Raw genomic sequence first — 25175 nt, 5'->3', positions numbered from 1 at the left:
TCGCTTCCAATCAAGGTGTTTGCCAAACCCCACCCTCGGCGACAGGCACATCGTCCAGGTCGTAAGGGTTGACCCCTTCGAGGCAGCCCACATTGAAGCCGAACTCGTGCGGGTTGGTGCTGCGTCGGTGGTGCGTGTAGATCCCGCAGTTGCCACAGAAAAAATGCTCGGCTACGTGCTTGCCGAACTGGTAGGTCCGGAGCGCCGATTTGCCCCGGATCACCTTTAAGTCCACCGCCGGAACCGCTGCCACGACCGCGCCTTTGCGTTTGCAAAACGAACAATCGCAACGGTGCGGGGCAGGGAGACCGTCAGGCAAGTGCACCTCAAGAATCACCGCGCCACAGTGACAGCTGGCGCGGTGATCGACGCGGATGTGTGTGTTGCCGATTTGTTTAAGCATCGCAGTCCACCTCTCTGGTCTGCCGCATTAAGCTCAAGCCTCTGTCCAGTCCACGGTCGCCGTTTCACGCCACTTCACCTCCGTGACGCCGAATCGCTCGGCCTGAGGCTTGGATACAACTTTCAATGGCGGCTTGCCCGGTTTCGGAATCGGCGCGATGCCGGCATCACAACTCGCCCAATGCCAGGCATCGGCATTGCGCATGGTTTTCGCGCGTATGACGAAAGACTTCGGCTGCCCGTGAAGTTTGTATTCAATGACGAAAATGTCTGTCTGGCTCATGAGTTACTCCTTACGCTCATACGCCAATGAGTGGTGTCGAGAGAAAAAAATTCCAAGAATTTTTACGATGCGAACGACGCGGATAACAGCGCCGCGAATTCAACGCAAACTGCTTAAAAAAAGGAACCAGAGGACTCGCAAAAACTCTGAATCCTCTGCGCCTTTTTTAGCCGCTGAATGAAGCTTACGTAGCCAGAACCGCAACGCCGTCATCGAGCTCGGGCAAGGCAATGTGGCTGTCGCCTGGCGTCAGAATGACCTTGCGGCAATCCTCCTCACGTTTATCGAAAATCCTGTAGCCCTCGGCAGCCTGTTCGAGCGACATGCGATGGCTGATGATCACATCGGGGGAGAGCCGGCCGGTTTCGATGTGCCCGAGCAGTTCCGGGAGGAAACGATGAACGTGGGTCTGGCCCATCTTGAAGGTCAGGCCTTTATCGAACGCGTCGCCGAACAGAAAGCCATGAATGAACCCTGAGTAAACGCCCGGGACACTGACAATGCCGCCGCGTCGAACGGCGGCGATGCACTGGCGCAAGGCTTTGCCGCTGCTGCCTTCGAGTTTGAGGGTGGCGAGGACGGTTTCGGTGGTGCTGCCTTTCGCTTCAAAACCCACCGCATCCACAGCGCCGTCAACGCCACGCATGCCCTTGGTCTGCCGGATGATGGTGTCGGCGGGGTCATCGTCCTCATCAAAATTGATCGGGATCACGCCATAGGTTTTCTGTGCATAGGCGAGGCGATAGGGGTGGTGATCGACCATGAAAATCTGCTCGGCGCCCAACATCCGCGCACACGCCGCGCTCAACAGACCCACCGGGCCGGCGCCATAGATCGCCAGGCTTGAGCCCGGTCCGATGTCTGCATTGGTGACCGCCTGCCAAGCGGTGGGCAGGATGTCGGAAAGGAACAGAACCTTCTCGTCCGACAGTGTGCCCGGCACCTTGAACGGCCCGGTGTTGGCTTTGGGGACGCGCACGTATTCTGCCTGGCCGCCCGGCACGCCACCGTACATATGGCTGTATCCAAACAGCGCCGCTCCGGAAGGAATGGCTTTTTTATTGAGGATCGCGCCACGGCCGGTGTTGGTGGTTTCGCAAGCGGCAAACAAATCCATCTGACAGAAAAAGCAGCTGCCACAGGCAATCACAAAAGGAATTACCACGCGGTCGCCCGGCTGCACGGCAGTCACCGCTGACCCTGTCTCTTCGACGATGCCCATGAACTCATGGCCGAAAATGTCGCCGTGCTCGACGGTGGGAATTTTGCCGCGATACAGATGCAGGTCGGAGCCGCAGATCGCTGTCGCGGTCACGCGCAGGATGATGTCGTCGCTTTGCTCGATAACCGGATCAGGAACCGTGTCGACTTTGACGCTGTGCGCGCCGTGATAAGTGAGTGCTCTCATGACGTCTTACCCGCTTCAGCTGGATGGTAAGTGGGAGAGGAGGAACGGCGAACGTAAGTTCATAGATTCAGGGGCACAAATGACTGGCGGTCGCCGACGCGGCCACTTGTGCGATTTTTTAAACCTATTGGCTTAGCCACCGGTCGACTGCAGGAGCCTGTAACTCTGATAGCCGGAGGTAGCGTTAATGATCGGTGTCGTGATCCCTGCACATAATGAAGAGCGCCATATCAGGGCTTGTCTTGAGTCGGTTCTGTTCGCGGCGCAACATCCTGCATTGGCGGGCCAGTCGGTCTCGGTAGTGGTCGTCCTCGACGATTGCACTGACCACACCGGGCGGATCGTTTCAGCGCTGGGCGTGAGCACGATCGTGGCGTCATTCCAGAACGTGGGAAAGGCGCGAGCCACCGGCGCAGAGCACTTGCTGGCCGCTGGCGCGAAATGGCTTGCCTTCACCGATGCCGACACCGCCGTGCCCGCCGATTGGCTGGCACGGCAGATTGAATTCAAAGCCGATGCCGTCTGTGGCACCGTCGAGGTGGACAGCTGGAACGAGCACGGTGAGTCGGTTCGCTCAAAGTACCTGGAGCATTATCAGTTCATCGAAAACCATCGGCACATCCACGGTGCCAATCTCGGTTTGAGTGCCGAGGCCTACCGAAACGCGGGTGGGTTCCAGCATCTCACTGCCCACGAAGACGTCCATCTGGTGGGTGATCTCACGCGGATTGGTGCTCATATCGTCTGGACGGCGACGAACCCGGTGGTCACCAGCGCTCGCAAGGATTACAAGTGTCGCGGCGGATTTGGTGAGTACCTGGCCAATTTAAGTACGTCACTGGCCGTGCCTGTGCTTGATCAACAAGTCAGTACCGGTGTTTCTCTTTGACGCGAATGTAGGCGGGAGCGGAAATTGCAGTACATCGATTGGATGCAGTGGCCGGCCATGGTCATTACGGTAGCCTCTGCCTGGTTTATCGGATCGCAACGAGCCTACCGGCGAATGATCGCTTTCTGGGGATTCATCCTCAGCAATGCGCTCTGGGTGATTTGGGGGCTGCACGCCGACGCCTACGCGCTGATCCTCCTTGAGTGCATTCTTTTGGGGATGAATGCCCGAGGCTTCAAGAAGAATTTCGACGGCCACCGTCAGTCTTGAGGGGGTTCGGCTTCCTTGCCCTTCGCGTTTTTCCTCAGCCCGCGCAGGTTCATCAGAAACAGACAAATCTGCAAGACGATCAACGCGTACGCCCCGGCATAGGCGCCCCAAATCACCCACAACACATTGCTCAGGCTAAAGCAGATAAAGCCGAACATTCGCTTTGCCGGTCGCTGCGACCCGATCAGCCATGCGGCGAGAACGGTCACGACCATCGCTGGCCATTGCACCCAATCCAGATCAGCCAAAATATCCTCCTGGCACAGTACGGTTTATGCATTTGGGCTTGACCACCTTCCTGTAGTTAAACCTTAGGTGTCCTGCACGAATAAGGGTTCCTTCACCGATTCTCGCCACTGGATCGTTCGCAGTCGTGTCGGGTCTAGATGCTGACTGAGAGATATCGCAAAGGGCCGGACAGGTGAACAAAGCAATCAGCGCACACGAGTTGAACATCGACCTGCAGGGTGGTGAAGAAACGGCCCTGTTCAAATGGCTGCTCGCCAGTTTCTTGATGGGCAAGAGGATTCAGGGCGCTATCGCTGCCAAGGCCTATCAGGTGATCGTTGAGCAGCACCAGCGCGATACGCCGCAGAAACTGGCGCACTGCAGCCATCGACAATTGGTGGTGATGCTCGGCCAGGCTCACTACGTGCGCTACGACGAATCAACGGCATCGCGGTTGCTGGCATTGGCGCACAAGCTCAACGCCGAATACGACGGCAAGATCGGCAACATCGTTGAGGCGAGCGCCGATCGTCAGGCCTTTGAAAAACGTCTGGGTGAATTCGAAGGGATCGGGCCCAAGACCGTCGAGATTTTTATGCGCGAAGCCGCCGCAGTGCTTTTTTGAACCGGGCAGCGAGCGCGGAAATAGAAAGCACCATCCTCAAATAATTCATTGTTTTCGACGTTCAGTATCGTCGCTGACCGTCCGTCGTCTTGCCGCTCACTCGATTGAACATACGTTCTTGCTCCCCTGACAGATAAGTCTGCGCCGACGAATTTTTCCGTCGTCTGGCTAACGTACAAGCACTTCGATGCGCGTGATAACGGCTGGACAAAAGTGGTACTCAAACCAACGGCTTGACGCTCCACGCGTTGCCTTCGCCAGCTGTAACACGGCCGGCGTTTTTCGCTATTCGATCGAGCGGAGAGACCTTCCATGAATGACCTTCCAGTAGTGAGCATTGCCGCCAGGCCGTTGCCATTCGAGCCTGCTTTCGAGCAGATCCCCGACGACGAGGCACAGACCAGCGAGGAACTGAACAAAGCGCTGCATGCCATCATGGAAACTACGTTCAAGGACAATGGACACGCCACGCGCAGCGTTCACGCCAAGGCCCATGGCGTGCTGCGCGGGCGGATCACGGTGCTCGATAATCTTCCGGCCGAACTTGCTCAAGGCGCCTTTGCGACGCCGGGAACGTTGCCGGTGGTTTTGCGTTTCTCAACCAATCCGGGCGACATTCTTGATGACAAGGTGTCGACCCCGCGCGGGTTGGCGCTGAAGATCATTGGCGTGGACGGCCCACGGCTGCCGGGCAGCGATGGGGTGGTGACGCAGGATTTTGTGATGATCAACGCCAAAGCCTTTACGTCGGCCACGCCCAAAGCATTTCTTAAATCACTGAAGTTGCTGGCGAAGACGACCGATAAAGCGCCCGGTCTGAAGAAAGCGTTTTCTGCATTACTGCGCGGTGTTGAGGCGGCGATTGAGTCAGCCGGCGGCGAAAGTGGCACGCTGAAGAGTCTCGGCGGCCACCCGCAAACTCACATTCTCGGCGAGAGTTTCAGCACGGTCGCGCCATTACTGTATGGCGCGTACTACGCAAAAATTGCAGTCGTGCCGATTTCTCCCTCACTGACGGCGTTGACTCATCAGCACGTCGACTTTGCCGACAACCCCAATGGCCTGCGCGCAGCGGTCAAAGCGTATTTCGCGCAGAACTCGGGGGTGTGGGAAGTGCGGGTACAACTGGCCACAGACCTTGAGAAAATGCCGATCGAAGACGCCTCGGTCGAGTGGCCGGAGAAACTCAGCCCTTACCTCACCGTCGCGCGAATCGAAGTCGATGCGCAGGACGCCTGGGCCAGCGACAACGTCGAAGCAATTGACGACGGTATGTCGTTCAGCCCGTGGCATGGTTTGGCTGCGCATCGGCCGTTGGGCGGAGTCATGCGGGTACGTAAACCGGCCTATGAAATGTCGGCCGGGTTTCGCGCGGAGCACAATGCTTGTCCGATGCAGGAACCTCGTTGAGCTCGATCATCGGGTCTGGCGCGAGCGGTTGCTTGGATCACCTTCTGCCAACATGCGCTTCAGGCATTCCCGCTCCGGCGCGCCGGGCAACACACCGGTGGTTGTCGCCAGCAGTACAGTGACGCCTTCGCCATTGACGACGCTGACCTCGGCTCTCGCGTGCCCGCGCTCAGCAATGTCGGTGATCAACCACTGGCAGGTGATCTGTTCTTCGGCGTACACCGGGCGCTTGAATTCGAAACTCATGCCACTGGCCAGCCAGCCAATCTGCCCGCCAATCTCGGTCATCAGGCTGGCCGTCAGCAGGCCGTGGGCGACGGGCGCCTTGAACCGGCGTAATTGCGCGTATTCAGCGTCGCAGTGCACCGGGTTGTAATCCCGCGAGATCTGCGCAAATTGCTGGATATCGTCGTAGGAGAAACAGCGGACAACGCTGAAACTGTCTCCGACCTTCAGGCCCTCGGCGGCACGTTCTCTCGGCGTTTTCATAGGCTTCCTTGAATAGGCATTGGCTCGAAGGATAGGTCAGGCACGCAGTTGTTCAATCAGCAGCACCAGCGCGATCACGATCATGATCGCCCCGGCCAATCGACTGACCACGCGTGCGGCGGCCGGACGGGCCTGAAGCACGACTTGCGAGCCGAAACCCACCAGCAGATAAATCACTCCGCAACTGACGGTGTGCACCAGCCCGAGCGCGATCATCTGCGCAGGCACTGGCCAAGCTGCGGCGGTGCTGGTGAATTGCGGCAGCAGCGCGAGAAACAGCAAGAACACTTTCGGATTCAACCCGCTGACACAAAAGCCCTTGAAGGCCCAGCGCGCCCACGAATCAGTGCTCTGGCTTGCATCAGCGTGCGGCGTGGGAGGGCGGGCTAGCAGATTAGCGCCTAACCACAGCAGATAACCGGCGCCGGCCACCGTCAGCACCGACAAGGCCAGAGGATGATTGGCGACCAGTGTGCCGACACCCGCCGCGACAATGACGGTTGCGAGCAAATGCCCGGACAACAGCCCCGCCACGGCAGGCATAACGACGCGATGCTTCAAGCCTGCGGAGATCGCGTACGCCCAATCGGCACCCGGTGTGATGACAAATAGAATCGACACCGCCCAGAACGCGGCAAACATGCTCAAAGTCATGGCGTCACCCAGGGTCGTTGATTGGAGGTGGTTTTGATCATCGTTGCTTCCTGAACAGTGTTTTGTGCAAAGGAAGAATAATGAAAACCGGCTAGAATCTTCTTTCAAAGATGATCGTTGTGGCGTCGCAAATTGGAAGGTTTTACTGAGTGGACAGAATTGATCGCAATATTCTTGCTGAGCTGCAAAAGGATGGTCGGTTGTCGGTGACTGAACTGGCGGATCGCGTCGGGTTGAGCCTTTCACCCTGTCATCGCCGCGTGCGGGCGTTGGAGGAGTCGGGGGTGTTGCTGGGTTATCGCGCGCAACTCGATCCTGCTGCGCTGGGCCTCAACTTTTCCGCGATGGTGTTCGTCACCCTGCGCGAGGGCAATCGTCAGGCTGTCGAAGCGTTTGAGACGGCGCTGGTGGAGATTCCACACGTGGTGGATGCGCAACGGCTGTTTGGTGAGCCTGATTATTTGCTGCACGTCATCACTGAGGATCTGCCGGCGTTTCAGCGTTTGTACGACGAGAGCCTGTCGACGTTGCCCAATGTGCAGCGGCTGACATCGACGTTGGTGATGAAGCGGGTGGTGCAGGATCGGCCGTTGCCTTTGGGCGTTTAAGAGAGGGGCACTGCGCACCCCGGCGGGGATAAATCCCCTCGCCACAAGGGGCTACATTGTGATTCGGTTGAACTAAAAGCTGACCGGCTCGTCAGGATATTAAGTCGTCCATTCAACCACTGACGGATATCCGCATGCACACCTATACCCTGGAATACCTGTTCAACGGCGAGCCGCGTAGCCACACCTTCGAACTCAAAGAAACCCATCTGGCCGAGCATGAAGCGGCCATGCATCTACTGGAGTTGCATTTGGGCGATGCCGAAAACGGTTTGCTGATGCCCACGGCAGACGCCACCCCGGAAGAAATTCTGGAGCAGGCCGAGCGGGTAGGGTTGACGCAGATTCGCGTGGTCAATCAAACGCGATAAGGGCAGCGCCGATTGCAGTGTGCGTTGCAACACTGCAATCGGGCCTGAAACGCGGGGATCAGCTTTCGGCGGTTTCGCCTGGGGTTGCAGCGGCCTCGGCGTCCAGCTTCAGACGATCAGCCTTGCTGATGTATTTCGGCTTTTTCGGCGCCAGTTTGGCGCTGGCCTTTTTGGCCTTTTCCTTGAACAACTGCTTGAGTTTCTTTTGACGGTTCATCGGTTTTACTCGGTTTTATAGGCGCAATAGCAACTAGCGAAGAGCGTACACGTAAGCGTCGATGGTTGAGCCGTCTGCCAGCGTTACCTGCGTCAGCAGGCGCTGATATTCAGAACCTTCGAATTCGTCGAGCGCTGCCGGCGAAATGCTCGGAAGAGAACACGTAGCCGGCAATGTCGTCGCCATCGTCGGCAATGATCAGACCGGGATAACCCAATTCCGCACCCCAACCGGCTTCGGCCAAACGGCCCTTGAGTGTGGCAGTTTCCCAGACGCCGCCGATCTTCAGCATGACATGCTCATTCGGTCGCCCCGGGCCCAGGGTTCCATAAACGAATAGACGCTCCACGTTTGCTCTCCGCTGGAAAAGGGGTGAATCCTGACCTATGGATCGAGTCCAGGCAATCAACAACTGGGGTCACAGCGATATAAAGTCCCGAACGGCTTTAATCGTCGGCACCGGTGCCTCTTCCATCAGCCAATGACCTGCCGCAGGAATCACCACTTCCGTGACGTTGTCGGCCGCGTTGCGCATGACGATCGCCTCGTTATTGCCGAAGGATTTCTCGCCGCCCACCGCCAGTACCGGCATGCTCAAGTGTTTTTGCAACACCGGTTCGTTGTCGAGGGCATCCTGACGAATGCTGCGAAATTGCGCGAAAGCGGCGTGCATGGCGCCCGGGCGCGCGTAGAGTTTGGCGTAGTGCTGACGGGTTTGTTCATCGACCTTGGCCGGGGTGCCGGCGAACTCGTTCCAGAAGCGGTCAAGGTAGATGCGCTCGCGCCCGGCCACCAAGCGCTCCATGTCCTTGCCACCAAAATCGAAGTGCCAAAGCATCGGCGAACGCACGATGTCGTTCCATGGCGTAATGCCCGGCACGGGCGCGTCCATCACCACCAAACGATCGGTGAGCTGCGGATAGCGTGCGGCGTAGGCAAACGCGACCATCGTGCCGATGTCATGGCCGATGACCACCGAGTGTTCGATCTTCAGCGCGCTTAACACGCCGCGAATATCGCCGGCCTGAGTCTTCTTGTCATAACCGCCCTCGGGGATCGACGACAAACCCATGCCGCGCAGATCGGGCACCACCACCGTGTGATCGCGCGCCAGATCCGTCGCCAGCGGCGCCCACATGTCGCCGGTATCGCCAAAACCATGCAACAGCACCACCGCCGGGCCTTTGCCGCCGACCCGAACGTGCATCGTCGCGCCTTCGACCTTGATGTCCTGCGTCTTGAAGCCTGCGGGGAACGGCGTGATGTCGGCGTGAGCCTGAAGGCTCAGAGCGAGGAGGGTGAGGGCGGTCAGCAAGGGACGGATCATGTCGGTGGCTCCGGATGCGGGGGCGCTGTTGGGGGAATGGAATGAGCGTAGACGGATCCATGGCGGCAGGAGGGTTTTTAACCGACAGCCAGAAGCTGGTCAGGGACGTCAAATCGCTATGCAGTCGCCTCCTGAACTTGTGTCCGTTCAATCATCTAAGCTGAACGTGCAGCGTCCGGAATTCACAGGAGCACGCAACCATGAAGGTACCTCTCATGTTCAGATTACGCTCAACGATTGCAGCGTTTTCATGCGTCGCGCTGATTGTCGGTTCTACCGCCGCGCTGGCCGATCCCGGAAAGGGCCAGGGCAACGGTAAAGGCAACTCGCAAAACGTGCAGAACCAGGGTGGACAGGACGGGCACGGCAACAAGGGCAAGAAGTTGATGCCGCGCGCTTAAAACTTGGGTGTTAGCGCGCGGTAAATGGTGTTCTTATCTTTTGCGTGGGGTGCAAAGCAATTGCAGGAATGGTAGCGGGAACCGGGTTCCCGCTGGTGGGGTTAGTTGGCTTTTATTAGCTTTTCGGCGATCCATTGTGCGATTTGCGGTACGACGGCGTTTCCGGCAGCGAAAGCCTCTGCAAGGTTGGACGCATCCAGTCCGAGGCAAAGCCCATCATTTTCAGACGTTCGCTGCCGCTCAGCCATCTGATGCCATCCGTCCGGTTGAGCGACGAAAGTGGTACAGCCCATAGCGATTTGGGAGCCGGCTTTGTTTGCCAATAGAGTATTGGCAGCCCATGCATCCGCGGGGCGTGGCCAGTGCTGCGACTGAGACGCTGGAGGTATTGCTTCCACTGGCGCAGCGTCAGCCAGCAGCTCCATGGGGGGCATTCGTTGATGACCTGCGACCAGGAATACTCGACGACGTTGTTGGGGGACTCCGAAATATTGAGCATTAAGCACTCGCCAGCATCCCACATACCCGCAGTCCGCAAGGGCCCGGATGACTGTTTCAAAGTCTTGGCTATCGTTGATAGCGAGCAGGTTAACGACATTCTCAAGCACCACCCAGCGAGGTTGTGTCTCTTGGAGGATGCGTATGACTTCCCAAAACAATCCGCTTCGCTGGCCTTGCAGGCCTCGGTTTTTTTGGTTGCCCGGTCTGCTGCCAGCAATGCTGATGTCCTGGCAGGGAAAGCCTGCGGTGATGACGTCAACGGGGCTGAGGTTGTGGGCGCCGCAGTGGCGGACGTCTTCGTGTTGGGTGGCGTGTGGAAATCGGTCGGTAAGGACAGCCCGGTTGGTGGGGTTGAGTTCCACCTGCCAGGCGGTGCGGTAGCCTGCGTTTTCGAATCCTGCATCAAAACCTCCTATGCCTGCGAACAGGCTTCCAATGGTGGGCTGGGGCACGTCTGCGCTCTTGTGGGCAGATGCTCAGGGCATTCGGATAGGAGGCTCGGGGCCTTCAGGTGATTGAGTGTCCGGCAACGCGGGCACTTGATTTGTAGTTCGGTGAAGCCTCGCACGGCAGCGAGTTTGCGGTGGCATTGGCCACAGCGTATGTCCTGCATGGTTACGTCCCTTTTGCGCTTGGCCATCCTTGTTCAAGCATTTCTGGCGTGTAGCTTCCTTCTGTCAGCGCTCTGAGCAATGTGCACTCTCGATCGAAACTGGCTTGGACGTGGGTGCGAACGGCGGTTGCAAGGTGGATGAGCTGCTCCGCTGACAGTTCGACCGGGCCACATATCGCTTTCCACGTGCACGTATACGTCGGGTCAATCACTGCTGAGAGTGTGGCGGCTGTGATCAACGCTTGGCTTTCGCGGCTGGTATCAATGTGTACGCCGTTGACGACGATGCCGGCGGTTTCGTGTCGATACCTGATGGCAGCAATCTTTGCGACAGCGTCGACGGGTGGTTCTGGTGGCCTCGTAAATTGGCCATTCACATAGTCCATGCCTGACTGTGTGTCGTGGGGACATGCCACCCAAATCAGTGAGGGTGGAAATCTGTCCTGTGGATCGATCTCAGTGACTTCGGCCACTGTGGCGTGTTCTATTCGTGCCCACATGTTCGTCACCACTCAATCGTTACTTGGCCATCCGCACCGTCAGGCGCTGCGCTTCCACCTCGGCCGCCACCGCCTTGTCCTGGTGTTCGGGGCTTGCGGGAATCATTCCATGTCGATCCGGACTCGCCGCCCCCGCCAGATCCACCGAGGAAAGTGGTGTTGTTCGCAGCCCCCATCGCGTGGCCGGCGAGACCAATACAATCATTCTCGTCACCGCCAAGCCCCTCACCACCATGAGGTGTGTTGCCATCAATCATTCCTCCCCAGCCCGAGGTGGCATGGAGAAACGTGCCAAACGATGAGGCGCCACCGTTGCCGCCCCTGGTTCCATCAACTAGCGCGCCAATACCGCCAGCACCTACTGTGACGAGTACTTTCGTCATACCGGTCAGATTCACAAGCCTCTTGGCGACTCCGCCACCGGAACCACCGGAAGCACCCGGCAGTGTCGTCATTCGGGCGCCTCCACCACCCGCGCCAATGACGACCACCCATGCTCTGACGACGCCCGTCGGTATCGTCCATGTGTAGACCCCGGGTCAGGAATAAACGGCCCGGCCGCGGTACGGAAACAGGGTGGCGAGTTTTTTGGGCGTTACCACTGTACGGTCATCAGTGCCTATGCTGACAACGACTTGGGAAGCAATCCGAACGGTGCCCAGTACGGACTCTGTTGCCTGCTCGACCTTTTCAACGAGGCTTTCGAGCTTTCTTTTAAGCCAGTGCGTTCGGCTGCCCAATTGCTTGGCTTGAAGGTTAGAAACACCTTCTGGTCCGCCCAGAACGGGATCGGAGGTTTCGAGCTGATACAGGCCCGGCGCCCAGTCGTTTTTTTCGGATAAATCAGCCATTAGCTGCTCCCATGGTTGTAGTGACCGTCGTGGCGCGCGACGCCGTTGTAGCGGATGGCGACGGATTGATAGTCCAGTGACACCAAGCGGCAGCGCGCGGGCGCGACGGAGAGTAGTAAGCGACGCAACAGCGCCGCCTGATCGTTGGTGATGGCGCGTTGTAGGAAGACGCGGTAAAGCGCCCACGCGGTGGGGTCGCCGTAGACGTGGGTGCCGTCGTGGACTATTTCGTTGTTGTAGGTACGGTCATTGAAGCCTTCCTGGATTTTGACCTCGCCGAAACCAAGCAAGCGGATCACCTCGCGAATCGCCCAGGGTGTTCCTTTGAAGCGGTGCAGCTCGACCGAGTTTTTGATCAAGTTGCGTCTGGCTTCTTGCGACTCGGCCAGGCTCCAGGCAGCTTCATCCAATAACGAAAATTGATCGGCCAAGGCTGGTAGTAATGAGGGCTTTACCAGGTCAATCAGGTACACCAGCATCGCGTTCAAATCGAGGTCGGCCAGTGTTTGGTTCAGCAGTTCACAGAGCAGCGTAAAACGATCATCGCCCGCTAGCGGGGGCGGCAGCGGCTGGTCAGCCATCGGCCACCCCGGCGTCAATGAGTTCGATGGACGTGCAGTTTGCCCACTCGTGGCTCTCCATTATTCGAATCGCTGAGGGTCGTTTTAGGTCTGCGCGATAGACCCCCGGGACTTGAAGCAAAGCCATTAATTGCTCTGGGACAAGGTCGCGACCGAGGCCAGCCCGGCGATCTGTGGCATACGCCTGTGCGACGGCTTTTACAGACGCCATTGCGTTGCTGCGCTCGGCATAGGCGTAGACCGTTATGTGGGCCTCAATCGAGTAAGCGACTTCGCGGGGGGAAACCGCGCTGACGGTGTCGCACAGTGGACGGAGCTTTTCGCCGCTGATGGTGTGTTCTATTTGCCGAAGCAACTCTTGCGTCGGTAGGCCGTGGGACGTCAGTGGGTGCAGCGCCACATGGCCATCTAACTGGCCTTCATCTGGGCCGTGTACGGCGACATCAATGATCGATTGGTGCACGGCCAGTGCGTGGTAACGATAAGCGGCGCGGCTGCCGGCGTTGCTGAAGGCCTCCGGGGCCAAAATGATTCGCTCGCGGTAGCGGTCGTCGCTTTCATCCTCGGCGCCGTCTGCTGTGGTGGCTGTGTTACTGGCGGTCAGCTCTGTTGATGGCGAGTTGATGATTGTGCTGATCTGGCCGGCGCTCCAACCATTACCTGGCTCACCGACGGTCTGGCAGGTTGCGGTGACGCTCACTTGGGATTGATCGGTGACCTCGACGATGGCGGGCAGTAACGCGTTGCCGACCGAAATGCCGATGTCAGTCAGGTTGATGCGCAATTCCTTCAGTTGCTCCTTGGCGCTGCCCATCCGTTTGGCCCAGTCGTCATCGAGCCCGCCCTGGTCTGCGGCGTCCTGACTGCCTTGCTGAATGCCGCCCAGGTCTTTTTGGTTGGCCAGTGCCGGGCGAATGAAAGACAACACTTGCTGGTCGGCAAACAACTCGCCCAGTTTGTAGGATTCGTCCAGACGGGCCAGTGCTATTTGCCGCTCGTGTTCATCCTTGATATCCAGGGCCTTGCCGTACTGCGTGGCGGCGGCCGGCGCTTTACTGCCCAAATGTTGGGTCAGGATCCTGAGCATGGCCTGGGCCGGTGACAGGCCTTCTTTGACCAGATTTTTCATGCTGCCTTTAAGATCGATACCCGCTTTTTCGAACGCTTTAAGCGTATCCGGCGCGGTGATCTTCGACAGAAAGTTTTTGAAGTTATTGGCCGCCTCGTCGTTACTGCCCGCACCACGACGGGCGATCTGCAGCGAGGCGCCGATTTCTGCCACGGCGCGCTCCCCGGTGATACCCAACGCGGCAAACTGCGGCGTCAGTTGGGGCAGCCACTTAGCCATGTCGGCCAACTCAAACTGGCCGCTTTTACCGGCGAAGGCCAGCATGTTCATCGAGCGCTCGAAGCCGGCAGCGCCGATGTTGAGGTTGTCATTGAGGGCAATCGCCACCGCGCCGAGATGATCCATGCTGGCGCGGGTGGCGGTGGCCGTTTTGGCCATGACCGGGGCGTAGGCCGTTAACTCTTTAAGGTTGCCAATGCCGCCTGCGATCATCACTGCGGTGCCTTGGGCGACGTCCGTCTGGGTCTGGTTCCAGCGCAGTGCTGCACCGCGCATGGCCGTGCTGAGCCTGGCCTCTTGCGCCTGATTGAAACCACCGGTGATGGCGATGTCACGGGTCAGGTCTTGAAAATTGATCGCGGTTTTCATCGACTGAACGATCGGCGCACCCAGCGCGGCGCCGGTACCGGCCACTTCCATGGCCTGGCCACGTAATTCACCGCGTTTGTTTTTCAGCACTTCGCCACGGGCCATGCTGGCGGTCAGGCGCAGCTGTTTGGTATTGAGTTGATCGAGCGTGTGGCCGACGGCATCGTACTGCCGGCGCAAGCGCTCAATCCCTACGCCGCCACGGGCAATGGAGGCCGACAGCTCATCGCCGATCTGCCGTTGCTTGGCCGATAACCCCTGCATGGCGCGGCCCAATTGCTGCACGGTGGATTTGGCAGAGCCGAACGCAGCGCTAAGACTGCCCGAGACCACCGCACCAATTTTCAAACCGACGAGGACTTCGTTCGCCATCATTGCTACGCTTTGGGAATGTTTGAAAAAACCGCGATACGCACCGCCCACACTCTGTACGCACTGGCCATCGGCGCCGGTGTGATCTGGCTTGCCTGGCTGTGCCTGATGCATCTGCCTTGGTGGGCGGCGATCGCGGCGTTCTGTTTGGGACTGCCCCTGCTGGCCATGGCGGCCGCGCCTATTGCTGCGGGCGGCGCGCTGTTGGGCGGGCTGGTGATGGGCTTGTTGGCATTGATCAGCTGTGCGATTGCTCGGCGAGTTCGAGCCGGCGGTTGATCTGCCGCTGGCAGACGTCGACCCAGCGCCAGTAATCGACCATGTCTAAGCGTTCGATTTCAGACGGTTGCAACCTCAGCACCAGCAGCAGCGCTTCGTCCCAGGACTGCAGCAAGGGCTCGGCCGGCTGCCATTTCCCGCAACACCTCGGTGGCGAGCGTCGAGTCGGCGATGTCGAATTCGCCGAGATCCTCCAACGTAATGCCCAGCAGCTTGGCGACCAGCAAGTCTTCCATGGCGCCTTCGTCTTTGGTCACCGCCTGCGCGGCGCTGATGTCTTTGCGCTGGAGGCGCCTGATGGGCAGCGTCGACAGCAACTCGCCGCTGGCGCTGGTGAAGGGGAATTTGAGGGTGAAGTTCAGTGCGTCGGGCATCGTCGTTGCTCCAGGTTCATCAGTGAGTTGTCGGTGGAAACCTGATGTTGGAGCAACGCTGAGTGACTGGCTTTTAATCGGATTTAAAGAGGCGGCGTTGAGCAGAGAAATGGCCTATGACTACCCACGTCGTGCTAACCCTAAACGCGCTGTGTGCGTAATTTAAGGGCGGTCAGCGAAACGAGCTGGCCGCCTTTTCTCACTGTAAAGCGTCATGTAGTTTGCCGACTACTCTGTGGGCGCAACGTTATCCAACGCCTTGTTCACCGCCAGCTCCCCCAGCATGACGACTTGCGCAATACCCAACAGCGTATTGCGGTTGGGGCCTTCGAGCATTCCGGCAAAATCCCCGAGCATGACGGTGGCCGAGGCCAAGGATTCGCAGGCGTTGGCCAGCAAAGACTCGGTATCGGTTTGCGGGTTGACCATGAACATATCGCTGGGGCTATAGGCGGTGGCCATGATCTTGGCGGGTGCAAGGTAGTGGTCGAGCGCGCGCTCGGCCGCTTGGTGAAGCTTTTTTGAGTTGAATGATTCATACGGCGACGCCGGGTCTGTCTGCGGCGGTGTGGATGGTGCGATGCTCATCAGTTGGCACTCCGAGTCAGCACGCTTTGCGGTGCTTTGAGAGAAGAATTGAAGGCTCACGCTAGCAACTATGATGGCGGCTATGCAGTGAGGGGCAAGACCCCCTCACTGATCAGCCTGACAACTAGTGTGGCAAGCGGCGGCTATCCAATACTCGATTGACGATGAGTTCGCTGAGCATGATCACCTGATGCAGCATCAGCAGTGCCCTGCGTTGGGAGTGGTCGACGACGTCGCCGATTTCACGCGCCATGTCGTTGGCGGCGGCTAACGACTCGCAGACTTCGACGAGTAATGTTTCTTCGTCCACCGTTGGATCGATGAGAAAGATCCGGTTGGCCTTACGCGAAGGGATTGAACGCTTCAGTGCCTCTGGGTTGAGATAAAAGTTGATAGCACGGTCAGTCGCCTCTTTTATCTTCTGAGGTTCAAGCGTTGGGTCGTACGGGATCGGATCAGCGTCCGGAGGGTTTGGCGTAACTTTGAACATTAGATGAAGCTCCTAACACATTTAAAGGAGGCTTCACCCTTTCGCTACCAAACGAAGGGTGGCGGCCATGCAGAGGTTGGTAGACCGGGTGTTAGGATCCGGCGCGCCCTAGGACGCCCTATACATGGCCACCATAATCGAGCGAAAAATCTCGACGACAGCGGGATGTACGCCTAACACCGGGCTACCAAACCCGTTCACTGTTTCTCATGGTCACTGCCGAAACCTCTTACAGCTTTAAGGCCAGCCTTCGCTATCGTGGCTAATAATGTGGCAGCAGCGTTATCGCCATCCGCGATCGGGTGCTCCACTTCATACGGTGGCAGGCGGCGATCAATGATCAAGGAAAATGAGGTTTTGTAGATGGATGAGGAAATCACGCTTGAGCACGAAGGTGCGCAATACACCGCTACCTACAGCGTGTTCGGGGATACGGCGCGTATCAATGGGCATGATCCGTATGCTTACCTCAAGGATGTGCTGATGCGGTTGCCGACGCAGCGAGCTAGCGAAATCGCCCAGCTGCTGCCGCATCAATGGATATCTGCGTAGCTTGAAAAGGGGAGTTTTTTGTGGACGATATATCGATAATCCAAGCGCTTATTTCAGAAGATCCCATCCGCTGGCGACTACTGAAAATGGTGCGCTCCCTCAATTTGCCAGACTGCTGGATAGGAGCAGGTTTCGTCCGAAACGCGGTTTGGGACTATTTACACGGGCGTAGTCCTTCTCCTGTATCAACAGACGTCGACGTCATTTGGTTTGATCATAAACGTTGCTCTCCAGAGGAAGATAAAGCCTTGGAGACGCTCCTTAGAGGGCTAGACCCGACTGCAATGTGGTCTGTAAAAAACCAAGCCAGAATGCATGTTCAGAATGGGGATGAACCATACCTTTCAACGACCGACGCAATGCGCTACTGGCCGGAAACCGCAACGGCGGTAGCCGTCAGACTAGGAGAGTCAGGTTCATGCGAGATCGCTGCGCCACTGGGCCTCGATGATCTGTTTGGGTTGGTTATCAGGCCAGCAGGGAGGTTTGCCACGGAGAAAACAAAGATCTATCAAGAACGCTTCAAGTCCAAAAACTGGATAGAGATCTGGCCACTTCTCACGCTTGCTTCAGCGCCTTTACCTTCAATCCCTTGTGTCAAGGCGACTTAACCGGACGCTTACGATCAAGCGATAACATGCAGTACTTCATTGTCACTTCCCTATGTCATTGGTTGGCTTGCCCGTTGCAACCTACTCTGAAATGAGGCTGTGAGGCAATGCCAATGAGCCACTACCTTAGTGGTATGGATCTGCGAAACAACCGCCTCGGAGGCCGAGGATACCTATTGTGGGTTCAGAGATCGCGGCGTACATTGATGGCACATCAGCATCAACAACGTAGGGATTGCGTATGAATGCCATTCGACTTGCACTACTCGCCCTTAGCTTTACCCTCTCTGCCAATGCAATAGCTGCCCCACAGACACTCAAGCAAGGGTCGCTAATCTGCCCAACAGAAGAAGCCTACGACAAGCAGCTTAAGTACATTGTGCAAGGTGTGAATAAATTAATAGGCGGCTGTGGCTTCACCAACAAGGACTATAAAGTGATTGTCCTTGACTTGAATGTATTCAGCGCCTCCCATGTTCAGGTTTTAGAAATTGATACTGAAGTTTGGACAGCTCACGAGTCACTATCAAACTAACTTGAAGTTAGATTGGTCAGGCAGTGAAACAGCCAGTGCATCTCGCCACATCGCGGTTTATCTGCGAGAGTGCAGCTCCAGCTTGGTTCGCGAGCTGGAGTGCTAAACTCTTGACGCTACGAAATACGCAGTCAATCCGCGATGTCTGGCTTACAAAGGGAGATGATGTTTTTAACAATATAAAGGGAAGCTGTGAATTGATGGCTGCACGGGTTGGCGGGCAGGTTGTTCTAAAAACAGCATACTAGTAGATACGAAATAGCAACTTCATCTATGAAGCCGAAACGCTTTTGATTTGACTATTAATCTCGACAGTCAGGATGTTAGGTATGAAGCAATACGATTGGCCGGCATGGCGTAGCGAGATTAGAAGCTTTACAGGCAAGTGGGCGCTTGAGCGCTGGTTCCTGATGTATCTGCATAAACAACACAACATTGACGCACTCGCGCTTGAAATCAAAAGGCAGTTGGCTGCACAAGGCCGTTCTGCTCAGGTGCGGGTCCAATCCATTTGGGTCGATGGCACACCTCAGGCGGAGTTCACTCCTAAAGGCCATTCGCCGCGTCAGCAGAAGCCACAGTGTGAATTGGCTGATCTGCTACTTTGCGTGCGGTGGGAATCGCCCAATGGCTTGCTCCAGCGCGAGCAAGCGATGTTGATTCAGGCCAAAGTTGCGAGCAAGTACAACAAGCTGCCAGGCGGAAAATCGACACAGAAAGAACGACTGCTGTTCGAAGACTGCAATCGGCACAAAAACATTACGTTGTACCCTGGCGTCAATCGAGAAAACCCAATTGGCGCTTATCAGCTTGGCAGCAGTGCCGCTAGTAAAACCTACGGCCTAGAAGACTGTGCAAGTTTCTTATTAATGGCGAAGTCGTCGTGGCCTATCGCTACGGCACCCGCGGGCCCACTGCAGGTTGGCTGGCCGTTGGACAAGAAAAAGTCCGAGATCAAGCCCCCGGACTCCTACTTGGATGCTGTTATTAGCATGGTCTCTGGAGCTGCGCATGCGATTGGGAGGGAAGTAAAAACGGGAGCGGCCGCCAAACATTGCGTTTGGACGAAAATGGTGAACGATCTGCGTGGGAAATACGAGACGGTCAGTATGAAGGGGTACAACGGTCAGGCTCGCGTTACGACTTCTGCAGGGGTGGTTTCGGCAGCACATTTCGTGCACTCGCTTTTCTATCAGAGTCAGAATTACAGAGACTTTGTTTTAGGAATGCAAAATCACTCTTCTATTTCACCGTTTTTTCTGCAATGGTTCAATGAAAGGCGATGGAAGCTTCTAAAGAAAAAATATACCCTCAACAACTTGAACGACCCAATACCAATCATAGATCTCTACTTGCTTCTTGAGGATTATTGGAGTCTTAGTCTTTGGCGTGATGAGCCAACTGATCCACCGCCACTGGATTCCGATTTCGGATTTGACAAAGGCCCACACATTTCCACCTTAATTATTACTGTTCGTAGCGACGAGCAGTACGAGCATACTTACGAGTAAATCGCTTAGACCTTTTTCATTGCAAAAGGCCCGCTATTGCTAGTGGGCTTTTGCTGGCATCACTAGGAAATCCCTAAATTTCTGTTGTACACAGACAATTGATCCTCCCCACCCACCCGAAATATATTCGCCAAATAATCCAGCAACACCACCTCCTCACCATTGATCATCTGCCGCACGTACGTCGCTGAAAGGCCGTCAGGAAGGATGAGGTGTCGCGGCGCCAGGTGGATATGTTCGCCCCGTCGGTCGAGGACTGACGGGGCGTTTTTCATTGCACTGGGTGCAAGGGAATTGCAGAAGCTTTCCCGGTTTGTGCCAAGGTAGCCCGGAATGGATCGGGTTTATCTCGCTTATTGGGTATGATTTAGGTCACTCGTCAACAAGAAGTCCGGTGGCGACTGGGGCAATGGCCCAAGCATCGACCGCGGCAACGTGCTCGGCATTGTCGGTGGCTATCGCGATTACTGGAGCCCGGGGCCGTCGTTGCCGCCCGGGATCCAGAAAAACCTCGCACGCGGCAAGCCCCTGCCACCGGGGATCGCGAAGAAACTGGATGGACGCCTCGTCGGCCATCTGCCGCATTACGACGGCTATGAATGGCAGCAAGCGGGCACGGATCTGATTCTCGTCGCGTTGGCGACGGGTCTCATCTACGAAGTCCTCAACGGGGCTTTTGATTAGCGAGGGGAGATGGGGGGGCAGGCCGTACTTTAGTCAAACACGACAGTGGCGGCCTGCTCCGGGAACTCGGCCGTCATCTGCTCAAGGCATTTTTGCATCAGCCGCGCATCCCTGGGCAAACGGCTGGAAAACCTCTGCCAGCCTGAGATCCGCAAATTGACAGGCATATCAACCAGCCCGGTAATAGCGTCCCAGAAAGCATCCCAGTTACAGCCGTACCAATCAGGGAAACCCAGGCTTTCGCGCAGCAACGCGTGAAGTTCGGCGGAACTCGTCACTTCACTCAAATCAATGGTTACAGTCTGTACTCTAGGCATCATCAGCACCTGAACTCGGATCGCGGAAGTGAACGGGACAGCATTGTTGATCACCTATCCTGTGGGAGCCGAGCTTGCTCGCGAAGAGGCCGGCACATTCAACATTTCTATCGACAGTTACGCCGCCTTCGCGAGCAAGCTCGGCTCCTACAAGGGATCAGCGTTGATTGAGGTACCTGCGATCAAACTGCCCGCTCACCCAACCGCTGCACCAGCCTCACCAGATATCCGTCCGGATCCTGAACAATAAACTCGCGCTGACCCACCTCCACATCCGCCGCCCGGTACCACGTGTCCTTGCACTCGCGGTACAGGGCAAATCCGGCATGACCCAGTTTCTCGATGACGGGGGCGACGGCGACAACATCAATCTGCAAGTTGATACCTCTGCCAAACGGCTTGTCCAACGGCGCGGTCAGCCATTGACCCGCCTGCGGATCGACTTGCTCCAGCATGACTTGGGCGCCATTGAGATCCAGATAAGCAAAGCCGTCTTCCGGGCGCTGGTAGGCGATGGTGAACCCCAGGCAGGACACCCAGAAATTCAGGCTGTCCGGCAGGTCGGTGACCATCAATTCCGGGACGAGCGTGTTGCGTTTGAACATGAGGTGAATTCCGTTTCATTGAATATTTCGTCGCGAGTTTATCTCGATTCGCTATCCAATCCACACACTCAACACCCCGGCAGTCAAAGCGACCAGCGCCGTATTCAGACACACCAGCGCAAAGCCAAACCTGACCAGTTCACTCTCTTCTTTGGCCTGTGTTTTGGCTAACCCAAGAATCAACATAACGATCGACAACGAGCCTAATGCCGCATGCCCGGCCGCGCTGTTTTGCACCGCTGCCAACAACAAACGCGAAGACTCGGGCAGCATCGCGATGGCGGGCATGAAGATCGCGTTGCCGCCGACGTTCGACCCGGTCATGTAGCCTGATAGCGCACCCAATAATGCAACCAGCGAGGTCGCGGCGCTGGGCGATAGACCTGAGAGCAATTGCATCAGGCCCGCGAGAAAACCCGCTTTGACCATCATCTGCGACATCGCCAGAAAGAAGAAAATCGTCAACAACGGCCGTTTGGCTCGGGCAGCCAATCCGCTCAGCATGCCGCTGTCGGTAACGTTTTTTCGCGTGTGAAAGCCTAACCCGATCAACACCAGAATCAACGCCACACCGGGTGACGCCAGTGGTTTCCAACTGACCTGAGCACCTTGCACCAGCCAGTGATTCTGCCAACCGGTGATTGCCCACAGGACTTTCAGCGCGACGATGCTGACGATCAATAACAGATACGGCCAGGCCTGCCGCGGCCAATGCAGCTCATCGCGTTCGCTCGTGTTGCGAGACCGTCGCCATAGGCCGGCGGCCAGTGCAGCGGTCGCCGTCACCAGACCTGCGGCAACACCGGCGACTTCCGGCCCCAGCCAGCGACTGGTGCCATACAACACGCTGATGAAGATCAACCAAAACGCGCCCAGCGCCCGCCATTCCTGCCATTGCCGCGCACCCGCCAGATACAACGCCAACGCTGCCAATCCGAGGAAAACCAGCGCACTGGTCAGCGCCGACGTTTGCGCTAGCATGGCGGCATCGAGATGCGCCAGCGAAGCGCCAATCACCGAGGCCAGGCCCAATGTGCCCCACGGCATGATCGCCATCCCGGTAAGCGCAATGCGCAAGGCAACCCGGCGTTCGAATAGACTTAACAGCAGCGGCACCGTCGCAATCAGCGACACACCGAAACCGGTCATCGCCTCCAGCAACGGCGCCAGCCCGAGCACGATAAACACCACTTGATCGCCGCGCCCCAGTCCCAGCGAACGCACCCATTGGCTGACGGCTAAATTGACGCCCAGCCGCTCGATCACCATCACAAACGCCAGCCCCGGCACAATCACGAATGCAGTGCTGGCGAACAACACGGCGGTGTCTTGAGCGGCGGCCAGCAGGCTGCTCGATTGCCAGGCATCAGCTGCGCCTGCAATCCAGAGCACCATCACCAGCAGCGTGCCGGCGACAGCGGCCTGAACCGGAGGCCGGCGCAGCACGACCAACATGGCGGTCACTAGCAAAACAGGGGAGAGATGAAACAGTGCGTCCATGGCCAACATTACCCTGTGCAAATTCTCGATCAGCCGGCGAATGCCGACTGCGAGCACGATAATATTTCGCGCGACTGGATAAAGGTGCGCAGTTTTCTGCTAGTTTTCGAGAAATTTTCTCGCGAGCCTGACATGGTAAAAAGCGCCGCCACACCCCAATCACTGGATAAATTCGACCGCGCCATCCTCGAACTCGTCCAGCGCGACAACGCCATGCCGCTGCGCCTGATGGCCGAGCAGGTCAATCTGTCCACGGCGGCGGTTCAGCGCCGCATCAAGCGGATGGAAGAGGCGGGCGTGATTACCGGCAATGTTGCGGTTGTCGATCCGAATGCGGTGGGTCGCCCGATCACCATCATTGTTGAAGTGATGGCCGAGCGAACCAGCATCGAAGCGCTGGAGGCAATGAAGGCGCACTTCCGGGTGCCCGAGGTTCAGCAGTGCTATTACGTCACCGGCGAGGTGGATTTTGTGCTGGTACTGACGGTCGCCAGCATGCAGGAATATCAGGCGCTGGCGCGGCGATTGTTTGCCGAGAACACCAACGTAACGTGGTTCAAAACCATTGTGGCGCTGGATCGGGTGAAGGTCGGGCTTGAGGTGCCGGCGGGTTGATGCGGCGCGGCTGAAAAAGCTATCGCGAGCAGGCTCACTCCTACAGGGGAACGCATTTCAAACTGTAGGAGTGAGCCTGCTCGCGAAGGGGGTAGTCGGGCCACCGCAAAAGCCCCCCTTAACTCCCCAATCCATCCAAAAACCGCGAAATTTGCCGCGCCCCGCACAGCCGAACCACCGGCACCTGCGGCGCAATCGCCAGCCGATTCGCCTCGATGCTCGGCCGATTCACCCGGTCGTAATTCCAGACAAACTTCAAAAATCCCACAAACGCCTTGTCCAGCCGCTCCGTACAACCCGCCGGCAGATCCGCCCGAGGCTTGTTCAGCGCGCTGCGCAGAATCACTCGCTTGATGCAGACAACGCGAGGCGTATCGAGCCAAACCACTAGGTCGGCGCGAGGCAATCGCAAATCAAACGTGCGCCGCGAATAATTGCCCTCGCACACCCACGCATCGCCGGCGACAGACTGACGTACTCGCTCGCGGAAAATTTCATTGTCCGGTTCGATCCAGCCGGGCTCCCAGAACAGTGTGTCCAAATGAACCACCGGCAGCGACAGTCGATGACCAATCTCGCGGGCGAGGGTGGATTTACCGCTGCCCGAATTACCCAAAATCACAACGCGCTGCATGTGCAAATCCCTTGCTGAAAAAAAGCGCGCAAGTCTAAAGCAATCCTTGATCGAAGGCGCAGCAAAAGGCGTCACTTGGTCAGCCTGATCGGCGCTGCGCTTGAGATGTCCGCAGCCGTTGGGCAAACTCCGCCGTTTGACTGGCCGCCACACCTTCGCAAAGGGTCGCACACCGCCAAAAGCCGTCGCTCGAAGGAGTCTTTTGTTGAACCACAACACCTTGTCCCAACGCCTGGAACGCGTGGCTACGCACGTGCCGGCGGGCGCACGCCTGGCCGATATCGGCTCCGATCACGGCTATTTGCCGGTGGCGTTGATGCGTCGTGGCGCGATCACCTCGGCGGTAGCGGGCGAGGTCGCGTTGACGCCGTTTCGCGCCGCTGAACGCACCGTGCGCGAAAACGATCTTGAGCAACACATCACCGTGCGCCATGCCAACGGTCTGGCGGCGATCAAACCGGGCGACGCGATCACTGCGCTGACGATTTGCGGCATGGGCGGCGAGACGATTCGCGACATCCTCGACAGCGGTAAAACCCATCTCAGCGGTGAAGAGCGTTTGATCCTGCAACCCAACGGCGGCGAGCAGCCGCTGCGTCAGTGGTTGATGGACAACGGCTACACCATCCTCTGTGAAGAACTGCTGCACGAAAACCGTTTCTACTACGAAATCATCGTCGCCGAGCGTGCCGGGCCAGTGGCTTACACCGACGAAGAACTGTATTTCGGTCCCTTGCAAATGCGCGCCCGCAGCGCGGCGTTTCTGAGTAAGTGGCAGCGCAAGTTGAAGTACAAACAGAAAACACTGGCCCAGTTCGCCCACGCGCGCGATGCAGTGCCTGAGGCGAAAGTGCAGGACACCGCCCGACAGGTTCGCTGGATTACTGAACTGTTAGCGTGAGCGGCAAAACCGATCGGGACGGCACGCCACAATTGCCGCCGATACGCGGCCCGCGCCAATCACCACAATGCGTTTGCCTGCTCCATTTCCCACTTCAACGTCCCTGTCCGCAGCGAAAAAAGTTCGAACTGATGGGTGATTGTAGCGTCCACCCACAGAGGCAGCATCGCTCGCCAATTCGCGGCGATGGCAAATCCATTGTTCAGGAGACGATCATGAAGAAAATCTGCGCGTGTCTGTGGATCTGCAGCGTGATGCTGCA

At 57.4% G+C, this 25175-nt stretch carries 35 protein-coding genes and 5 pseudogenes; 15 read left to right on the top strand and 25 right to left on the bottom strand.

Annotated features, from left to right (window positions below; genetic code table 11):
• Positions 1-10: 10 nt before the first annotated feature.
• The 3 genes from ACIP66_RS00660 to ACIP66_RS00650 form a co-directional block, all read right to left on the bottom strand.
• The gene (locus ACIP66_RS00660) at positions 11-403 is read right to left on the bottom strand and encodes a GFA family protein (protein WP_400644384.1); all 393 of its coding nucleotides are present in this window, start codon (positions 401-403) and stop codon (positions 11-13) included.
• 33 nt (positions 404-436) lie between these two features.
• Positions 437-685 carry a DUF6555 family protein gene (locus tag ACIP66_RS00655; RefSeq protein ID WP_159811412.1) on the bottom strand — a complete coding sequence of 83 codons (249 nt, stop codon included), beginning with the start codon at positions 683-685 and terminating at the stop codon, positions 437-439.
• Positions 686-869: 184 nt separating this feature from the next.
• On the bottom strand, positions 870-2093 hold the full coding sequence (locus ACIP66_RS00650; protein ID WP_053119670.1) for a zinc-dependent alcohol dehydrogenase: 1224 nt from the start codon (positions 2091-2093) through the stop codon (positions 870-872).
• Between the two features lie 187 nt (positions 2094-2280).
• Here ACIP66_RS00650 and ACIP66_RS00645 point away from each other — a divergent pair, with 187 nt between their 5' ends.
• A complete protein-coding gene (locus tag ACIP66_RS00645) occupies positions 2281-2982 on the top strand; it encodes a glycosyltransferase family 2 protein (RefSeq protein ID WP_212549385.1) in 702 nt (233 codons plus the stop codon).
• A 24-nt stretch (positions 2983-3006) separates the two neighbouring features.
• A complete protein-coding gene (locus ACIP66_RS00640; protein WP_053119674.1) occupies positions 3007-3252 on the top strand; it encodes a hypothetical protein in 246 nt (81 codons plus the stop codon).
• Here the strand turns inward: ACIP66_RS00640 and ACIP66_RS00635 are convergent.
• The gene (locus ACIP66_RS00635; protein WP_400644693.1) at positions 3243-3467 is read right to left on the bottom strand and encodes a hypothetical protein; all 225 of its coding nucleotides are present in this window, start codon (positions 3465-3467) and stop codon (positions 3243-3245) included. The genes ACIP66_RS00640 and ACIP66_RS00635 overlap by 10 nt on opposite strands.
• A 206-nt stretch (positions 3468-3673) precedes the next feature.
• Between ACIP66_RS00635 and ACIP66_RS00630 the strand changes: the two genes are divergently transcribed.
• Together ACIP66_RS00630 and ACIP66_RS00625 are read left to right on the top strand one after the other, a co-directional pair.
• On the top strand, positions 3674-4105 hold the full coding sequence (locus ACIP66_RS00630; RefSeq protein ID WP_053119676.1) for a DNA methylase: 432 nt from the start codon (positions 3674-3676) through the stop codon (positions 4103-4105).
• A 312-nt stretch (positions 4106-4417) separates the two neighbouring features.
• Positions 4418-5515 carry a catalase family protein gene (locus ACIP66_RS00625; protein WP_400644379.1) on the top strand — a complete coding sequence of 366 codons (1098 nt, stop codon included), beginning with the start codon at positions 4418-4420 and terminating at the stop codon, positions 5513-5515.
• Positions 5516-5521: 6 nt separating this feature from the next.
• Here ACIP66_RS00625 and ACIP66_RS00620 read toward each other — a convergent pair whose 3' ends face one another.
• Both ACIP66_RS00620 and ACIP66_RS00615 read right to left on the bottom strand, forming a co-directional pair.
• On the bottom strand, positions 5522-6004 hold the full coding sequence (locus ACIP66_RS00620; protein ID WP_053119680.1) for a MaoC family dehydratase: 483 nt from the start codon (positions 6002-6004) through the stop codon (positions 5522-5524).
• A 36-nt stretch (positions 6005-6040) separates the two neighbouring features.
• Positions 6041-6658 (bottom strand): LysE family translocator, encoded by a 618-nt coding sequence (locus tag ACIP66_RS00615; protein ID WP_212549387.1) that lies wholly within the window; start codon positions 6656-6658, stop codon positions 6041-6043.
• Between the two features lie 149 nt (positions 6659-6807).
• Here ACIP66_RS00615 and ACIP66_RS00610 point away from each other — a divergent pair, with 149 nt between their 5' ends.
• Positions 6808-7266 (top strand): Lrp/AsnC family transcriptional regulator, encoded by a 459-nt coding sequence (locus ACIP66_RS00610; protein ID WP_053119684.1) that lies wholly within the window; start codon positions 6808-6810, stop codon positions 7264-7266.
• Between the two features lie 134 nt (positions 7267-7400).
• A complete protein-coding gene (locus ACIP66_RS00605) occupies positions 7401-7637 on the top strand; it encodes a hypothetical protein (protein ID WP_053119685.1) in 237 nt (78 codons plus the stop codon).
• A 58-nt stretch (positions 7638-7695) separates the two neighbouring features.
• Here ACIP66_RS00605 and ACIP66_RS00600 read toward each other — a convergent pair whose 3' ends face one another.
• From ACIP66_RS00600 to ACIP66_RS00590, 3 genes and pseudogenes are all read right to left on the bottom strand, one after another.
• Positions 7696-7854, bottom strand: coding sequence for a DUF2986 domain-containing protein (locus tag ACIP66_RS00600; protein ID WP_082341425.1), 159 nt, complete (start codon positions 7852-7854; stop codon positions 7696-7698).
• 33 nt (positions 7855-7887) lie between these two features.
• A pseudogene (locus ACIP66_RS00595) lies at positions 7888-8203 on the bottom strand (gamma-glutamylcyclotransferase).
• A 69-nt stretch (positions 8204-8272) separates the two neighbouring features.
• Positions 8273-9181, bottom strand: coding sequence for an alpha/beta fold hydrolase (locus ACIP66_RS00590; RefSeq protein ID WP_212549388.1), 909 nt, complete (start codon positions 9179-9181; stop codon positions 8273-8275).
• Between the two features lie 200 nt (positions 9182-9381).
• Here ACIP66_RS00590 and ACIP66_RS00585 point away from each other — a divergent pair, with 200 nt between their 5' ends.
• Entirely contained in the window at positions 9382-9582 is a 201-nt protein-coding gene (locus ACIP66_RS00585) for a hypothetical protein (RefSeq protein WP_400644374.1), read from the top strand.
• Between the two features lie 101 nt (positions 9583-9683).
• On the opposite strand, the gene ACIP66_RS00580 is transcribed toward ACIP66_RS00585, so the two are convergent.
• The 8 genes and pseudogenes from ACIP66_RS00580 to ACIP66_RS00545 form a co-directional block, all read right to left on the bottom strand.
• On the bottom strand, positions 9684-10535 hold the full coding sequence (locus ACIP66_RS00580) for a DNA cytosine methyltransferase (protein WP_400644372.1): 852 nt from the start codon (positions 10533-10535) through the stop codon (positions 9684-9686).
• Positions 10496-10696: a Com family DNA-binding transcriptional regulator gene (locus ACIP66_RS00575; protein ID WP_400644369.1), complete on the bottom strand. Its 201-nt coding sequence runs from the start codon at positions 10694-10696 to the stop codon at positions 10496-10498. Before ACIP66_RS00575 ends, ACIP66_RS00580 begins: the two co-directional genes overlap by 40 nt.
• Positions 10697-10698: 2 nt before the next feature.
• Positions 10699-11082, bottom strand: coding sequence for a DUF4376 domain-containing protein (locus ACIP66_RS00570; protein WP_400644367.1), 384 nt, complete (start codon positions 11080-11082; stop codon positions 10699-10701).
• A gap of 133 nt (positions 11083-11215) precedes the next feature.
• Positions 11216-11446 (bottom strand): hypothetical protein, encoded by a 231-nt coding sequence (locus ACIP66_RS00565; protein ID WP_400644715.1) that lies wholly within the window; start codon positions 11444-11446, stop codon positions 11216-11218.
• A 19-nt stretch (positions 11447-11465) separates the two neighbouring features.
• A pseudogene (locus tag ACIP66_RS00560) lies at positions 11466-11651 on the bottom strand (phage tail protein); the annotation flags it as partial.
• An 84-nt stretch (positions 11652-11735) separates the two neighbouring features.
• Positions 11736-12047: a hypothetical protein gene (locus ACIP66_RS00555; protein WP_400644364.1), complete on the bottom strand. Its 312-nt coding sequence runs from the start codon at positions 12045-12047 to the stop codon at positions 11736-11738.
• Complete coding sequence (locus ACIP66_RS00550) at positions 12047-12628, bottom strand: phage tail protein (protein WP_400644362.1); 582 nt, start codon at positions 12626-12628, stop codon at positions 12047-12049. Before ACIP66_RS00550 ends, ACIP66_RS00555 begins: the two co-directional genes overlap by 1 nt.
• Positions 12621-14717, bottom strand: a complete 2097-nt coding sequence (locus ACIP66_RS00545) for a phage tail tape measure protein (RefSeq protein WP_400644359.1) — start codon at positions 14715-14717, stop codon at positions 12621-12623. Before ACIP66_RS00545 ends, ACIP66_RS00550 begins: the two co-directional genes overlap by 8 nt.
• 18 nt (positions 14718-14735) lie before the next feature.
• Between ACIP66_RS00545 and ACIP66_RS00540 the strand changes: the two genes are divergently transcribed.
• Positions 14736-14996, top strand: coding sequence for a hypothetical protein (locus ACIP66_RS00540; protein WP_400644356.1), 261 nt, complete (start codon positions 14736-14738; stop codon positions 14994-14996).
• 59 nt (positions 14997-15055) lie between these two features.
• Here ACIP66_RS00540 and ACIP66_RS00535 read toward each other — a convergent pair whose 3' ends face one another.
• The 3 genes from ACIP66_RS00535 to ACIP66_RS00525 form a co-directional block, all read right to left on the bottom strand.
• The gene (locus ACIP66_RS00535; RefSeq protein ID WP_400644353.1) at positions 15056-15370 is read right to left on the bottom strand and encodes a phage tail assembly protein; all 315 of its coding nucleotides are present in this window, start codon (positions 15368-15370) and stop codon (positions 15056-15058) included.
• Between the two features lie 228 nt (positions 15371-15598).
• Complete coding sequence (locus ACIP66_RS00530) at positions 15599-15958, bottom strand: DUF6124 family protein (RefSeq protein ID WP_400644350.1); 360 nt, start codon at positions 15956-15958, stop codon at positions 15599-15601.
• 124 nt (positions 15959-16082) lie between these two features.
• Positions 16083-16448, bottom strand: a complete 366-nt coding sequence (locus tag ACIP66_RS00525) for a DUF6124 family protein (RefSeq protein WP_400644347.1) — start codon at positions 16446-16448, stop codon at positions 16083-16085.
• A gap of 432 nt (positions 16449-16880) precedes the next feature.
• Here ACIP66_RS00525 and ACIP66_RS00520 point away from each other — a divergent pair.
• The 4 genes and pseudogenes from ACIP66_RS00520 to ACIP66_RS00505 form a co-directional block, all read left to right on the top strand.
• Positions 16881-17000, top strand: a pseudogene (locus ACIP66_RS00520) (transposase domain-containing protein); the annotation flags it as partial.
• 20 nt (positions 17001-17020) lie between these two features.
• Positions 17021-17611 carry a nucleotidyltransferase family protein gene (locus ACIP66_RS00515; protein WP_400644344.1) on the top strand — a complete coding sequence of 197 codons (591 nt, stop codon included), beginning with the start codon at positions 17021-17023 and terminating at the stop codon, positions 17609-17611.
• A gap of 241 nt (positions 17612-17852) precedes the next feature.
• Positions 17853-18146 (top strand): hypothetical protein, encoded by a 294-nt coding sequence (locus ACIP66_RS00510; RefSeq protein WP_400644341.1) that lies wholly within the window; start codon positions 17853-17855, stop codon positions 18144-18146.
• Between the two features lie 329 nt (positions 18147-18475).
• A complete protein-coding gene (locus tag ACIP66_RS00505; RefSeq protein WP_400644338.1) occupies positions 18476-19657 on the top strand; it encodes a hypothetical protein in 1182 nt (393 codons plus the stop codon).
• A 62-nt stretch (positions 19658-19719) separates the two neighbouring features.
• Here ACIP66_RS00505 and ACIP66_RS00500 read toward each other — a convergent pair.
• A pseudogene (locus tag ACIP66_RS00500) lies at positions 19720-19848 on the bottom strand (phage major tail tube protein); the annotation flags it as partial.
• Positions 19849-20050: 202 nt separating this feature from the next.
• Between ACIP66_RS00500 and ACIP66_RS00495 the strand changes: the two are divergent.
• Positions 20051-20341, top strand: a pseudogene (locus ACIP66_RS00495) (anti-virulence regulator CigR family protein); the annotation flags it as partial.
• A gap of 29 nt (positions 20342-20370) precedes the next feature.
• Here the strand turns inward: ACIP66_RS00495 and ACIP66_RS00490 are convergent.
• The 3 genes from ACIP66_RS00490 to ACIP66_RS00480 form a co-directional block, all read right to left on the bottom strand.
• Positions 20371-20658 carry a barstar family protein gene (locus ACIP66_RS00490; protein WP_212549544.1) on the bottom strand — a complete coding sequence of 96 codons (288 nt, stop codon included), beginning with the start codon at positions 20656-20658 and terminating at the stop codon, positions 20371-20373.
• Positions 20659-20840: 182 nt separating this feature from the next.
• Positions 20841-21263 (bottom strand): bleomycin resistance protein, encoded by a 423-nt coding sequence (locus ACIP66_RS00485; RefSeq protein WP_400644336.1) that lies wholly within the window; start codon positions 21261-21263, stop codon positions 20841-20843.
• Between the two features lie 51 nt (positions 21264-21314).
• Positions 21315-22763, bottom strand: coding sequence for an L-lactate permease (locus ACIP66_RS00480; protein WP_400644333.1), 1449 nt, complete (start codon positions 22761-22763; stop codon positions 21315-21317).
• 132 nt (positions 22764-22895) lie between these two features.
• Here ACIP66_RS00480 and ACIP66_RS00475 point away from each other — a divergent pair, with 132 nt between their 5' ends.
• The gene (locus tag ACIP66_RS00475; RefSeq protein WP_400644331.1) at positions 22896-23378 is read left to right on the top strand and encodes an Lrp/AsnC family transcriptional regulator; all 483 of its coding nucleotides are present in this window, start codon (positions 22896-22898) and stop codon (positions 23376-23378) included.
• A gap of 118 nt (positions 23379-23496) precedes the next feature.
• On the opposite strand, the gene ACIP66_RS00470 is transcribed toward ACIP66_RS00475, so the two are convergent.
• The gene (locus ACIP66_RS00470) at positions 23497-24012 is read right to left on the bottom strand and encodes an AAA family ATPase (protein ID WP_400644690.1); all 516 of its coding nucleotides are present in this window, start codon (positions 24010-24012) and stop codon (positions 23497-23499) included.
• 205 nt (positions 24013-24217) lie between these two features.
• Between ACIP66_RS00470 and ACIP66_RS00465 the strand changes: the two genes are divergently transcribed.
• Positions 24218-24913: a class I SAM-dependent methyltransferase gene (locus ACIP66_RS00465; RefSeq protein ID WP_282357554.1), complete on the top strand. Its 696-nt coding sequence runs from the start codon at positions 24218-24220 to the stop codon at positions 24911-24913.
• Positions 24914-25175: the final 262 nt, after the last annotated feature.

The organism is Pseudomonas sp. NPDC088429 (genome assembly GCF_044753305.1).
GTDB lineage: Bacteria > Pseudomonadota > Gammaproteobacteria > Pseudomonadales > Pseudomonadaceae > Aquipseudomonas > Aquipseudomonas rustica.
This window is presented reverse-complemented; position numbering and strand designations above follow the sequence as displayed.

Coding starts and splice junctions, on each gene's coding strand:
- ACIP66_RS00660 (WP_400644384.1), bottom strand. CDS start 403: ATGCTTAAACAAATCGGCAACACACACATCCGCGTCGATCACCGCGCC.
- ACIP66_RS00655 (WP_159811412.1), bottom strand. CDS start 685: ATGAGCCAGACAGACATTTTCGTCATTGAATACAAACTTCACGGGCAG.
- ACIP66_RS00650 (WP_053119670.1), bottom strand. CDS start 2,093: ATGAGAGCACTCACTTATCACGGCGCGCACAGCGTCAAAGTCGACACG.
- ACIP66_RS00645 (WP_212549385.1), top strand. CDS start 2,281: ATGATCGGTGTCGTGATCCCTGCACATAATGAAGAGCGCCATATCAGG.
- ACIP66_RS00635 (WP_400644693.1), bottom strand. CDS start 3,467: ATGGTCGTGACCGTTCTCGCCGCATGGCTGATCGGGTCGCAGCGACCG.
- ACIP66_RS00625 (WP_400644379.1), top strand. CDS start 4,418: ATGAATGACCTTCCAGTAGTGAGCATTGCCGCCAGGCCGTTGCCATTC.
- ACIP66_RS00620 (WP_053119680.1), bottom strand. CDS start 6,004: ATGAAAACGCCGAGAGAACGTGCCGCCGAGGGCCTGAAGGTCGGAGAC.
- ACIP66_RS00615 (WP_212549387.1), bottom strand. CDS start 6,658: ATGACTTTGAGCATGTTTGCCGCGTTCTGGGCGGTGTCGATTCTATTT.
- ACIP66_RS00605 (WP_053119685.1), top strand. CDS start 7,401: ATGCACACCTATACCCTGGAATACCTGTTCAACGGCGAGCCGCGTAGC.
- ACIP66_RS00600 (WP_082341425.1), bottom strand. CDS start 7,854: ATGAACCGTCAAAAGAAACTCAAGCAGTTGTTCAAGGAAAAGGCCAAA.
- ACIP66_RS00590 (WP_212549388.1), bottom strand. CDS start 9,181: ATGATCCGTCCCTTGCTGACCGCCCTCACCCTCCTCGCTCTGAGCCTT.
- ACIP66_RS00585 (WP_400644374.1), top strand. CDS start 9,382: ATGAAGGTACCTCTCATGTTCAGATTACGCTCAACGATTGCAGCGTTT.
- ACIP66_RS00575 (WP_400644369.1), bottom strand. CDS start 10,696: ATGCAGGACATACGCTGTGGCCAATGCCACCGCAAACTCGCTGCCGTG.
- ACIP66_RS00570 (WP_400644367.1), bottom strand. CDS start 11,082: ATGGACTATGTGAATGGCCAATTTACGAGGCCACCAGAACCACCCGTC.
- ACIP66_RS00565 (WP_400644715.1), bottom strand. CDS start 11,446: ATGGCAACACACCTCATGGTGGTGAGGGGCTTGGCGGTGACGAGAATG.
- ACIP66_RS00555 (WP_400644364.1), bottom strand. CDS start 12,047: ATGGCTGATTTATCCGAAAAAAACGACTGGGCGCCGGGCCTGTATCAG.
- ACIP66_RS00550 (WP_400644362.1), bottom strand. CDS start 12,628: ATGGCTGACCAGCCGCTGCCGCCCCCGCTAGCGGGCGATGATCGTTTT.
- ACIP66_RS00545 (WP_400644359.1), bottom strand. CDS start 14,717: ATGGCGAACGAAGTCCTCGTCGGTTTGAAAATTGGTGCGGTGGTCTCG.
- ACIP66_RS00540 (WP_400644356.1), top strand. CDS start 14,736: ATGTTTGAAAAAACCGCGATACGCACCGCCCACACTCTGTACGCACTG.
- ACIP66_RS00535 (WP_400644353.1), bottom strand. CDS start 15,370: ATGCCCGACGCACTGAACTTCACCCTCAAATTCCCCTTCACCAGCGCC.
- ACIP66_RS00530 (WP_400644350.1), bottom strand. CDS start 15,958: ATGAGCATCGCACCATCCACACCGCCGCAGACAGACCCGGCGTCGCCG.
- ACIP66_RS00525 (WP_400644347.1), bottom strand. CDS start 16,448: ATGTTCAAAGTTACGCCAAACCCTCCGGACGCTGATCCGATCCCGTAC.
- ACIP66_RS00510 (WP_400644341.1), top strand. CDS start 17,853: ATGAATGCCATTCGACTTGCACTACTCGCCCTTAGCTTTACCCTCTCT.
- ACIP66_RS00505 (WP_400644338.1), top strand. CDS start 18,476: ATGAAGCAATACGATTGGCCGGCATGGCGTAGCGAGATTAGAAGCTTT.
- ACIP66_RS00490 (WP_212549544.1), bottom strand. CDS start 20,658: ATGCCTAGAGTACAGACTGTAACCATTGATTTGAGTGAAGTGACGAGT.
- ACIP66_RS00485 (WP_400644336.1), bottom strand. CDS start 21,263: ATGTTCAAACGCAACACGCTCGTCCCGGAATTGATGGTCACCGACCTG.
- ACIP66_RS00480 (WP_400644333.1), bottom strand. CDS start 22,763: ATGGACGCACTGTTTCATCTCTCCCCTGTTTTGCTAGTGACCGCCATG.
- ACIP66_RS00475 (WP_400644331.1), top strand. CDS start 22,896: ATGGTAAAAAGCGCCGCCACACCCCAATCACTGGATAAATTCGACCGC.
- ACIP66_RS00470 (WP_400644690.1), bottom strand. CDS start 24,012: ATGCAGCGCGTTGTGATTTTGGGTAATTCGGGCAGCGGTAAATCCACC.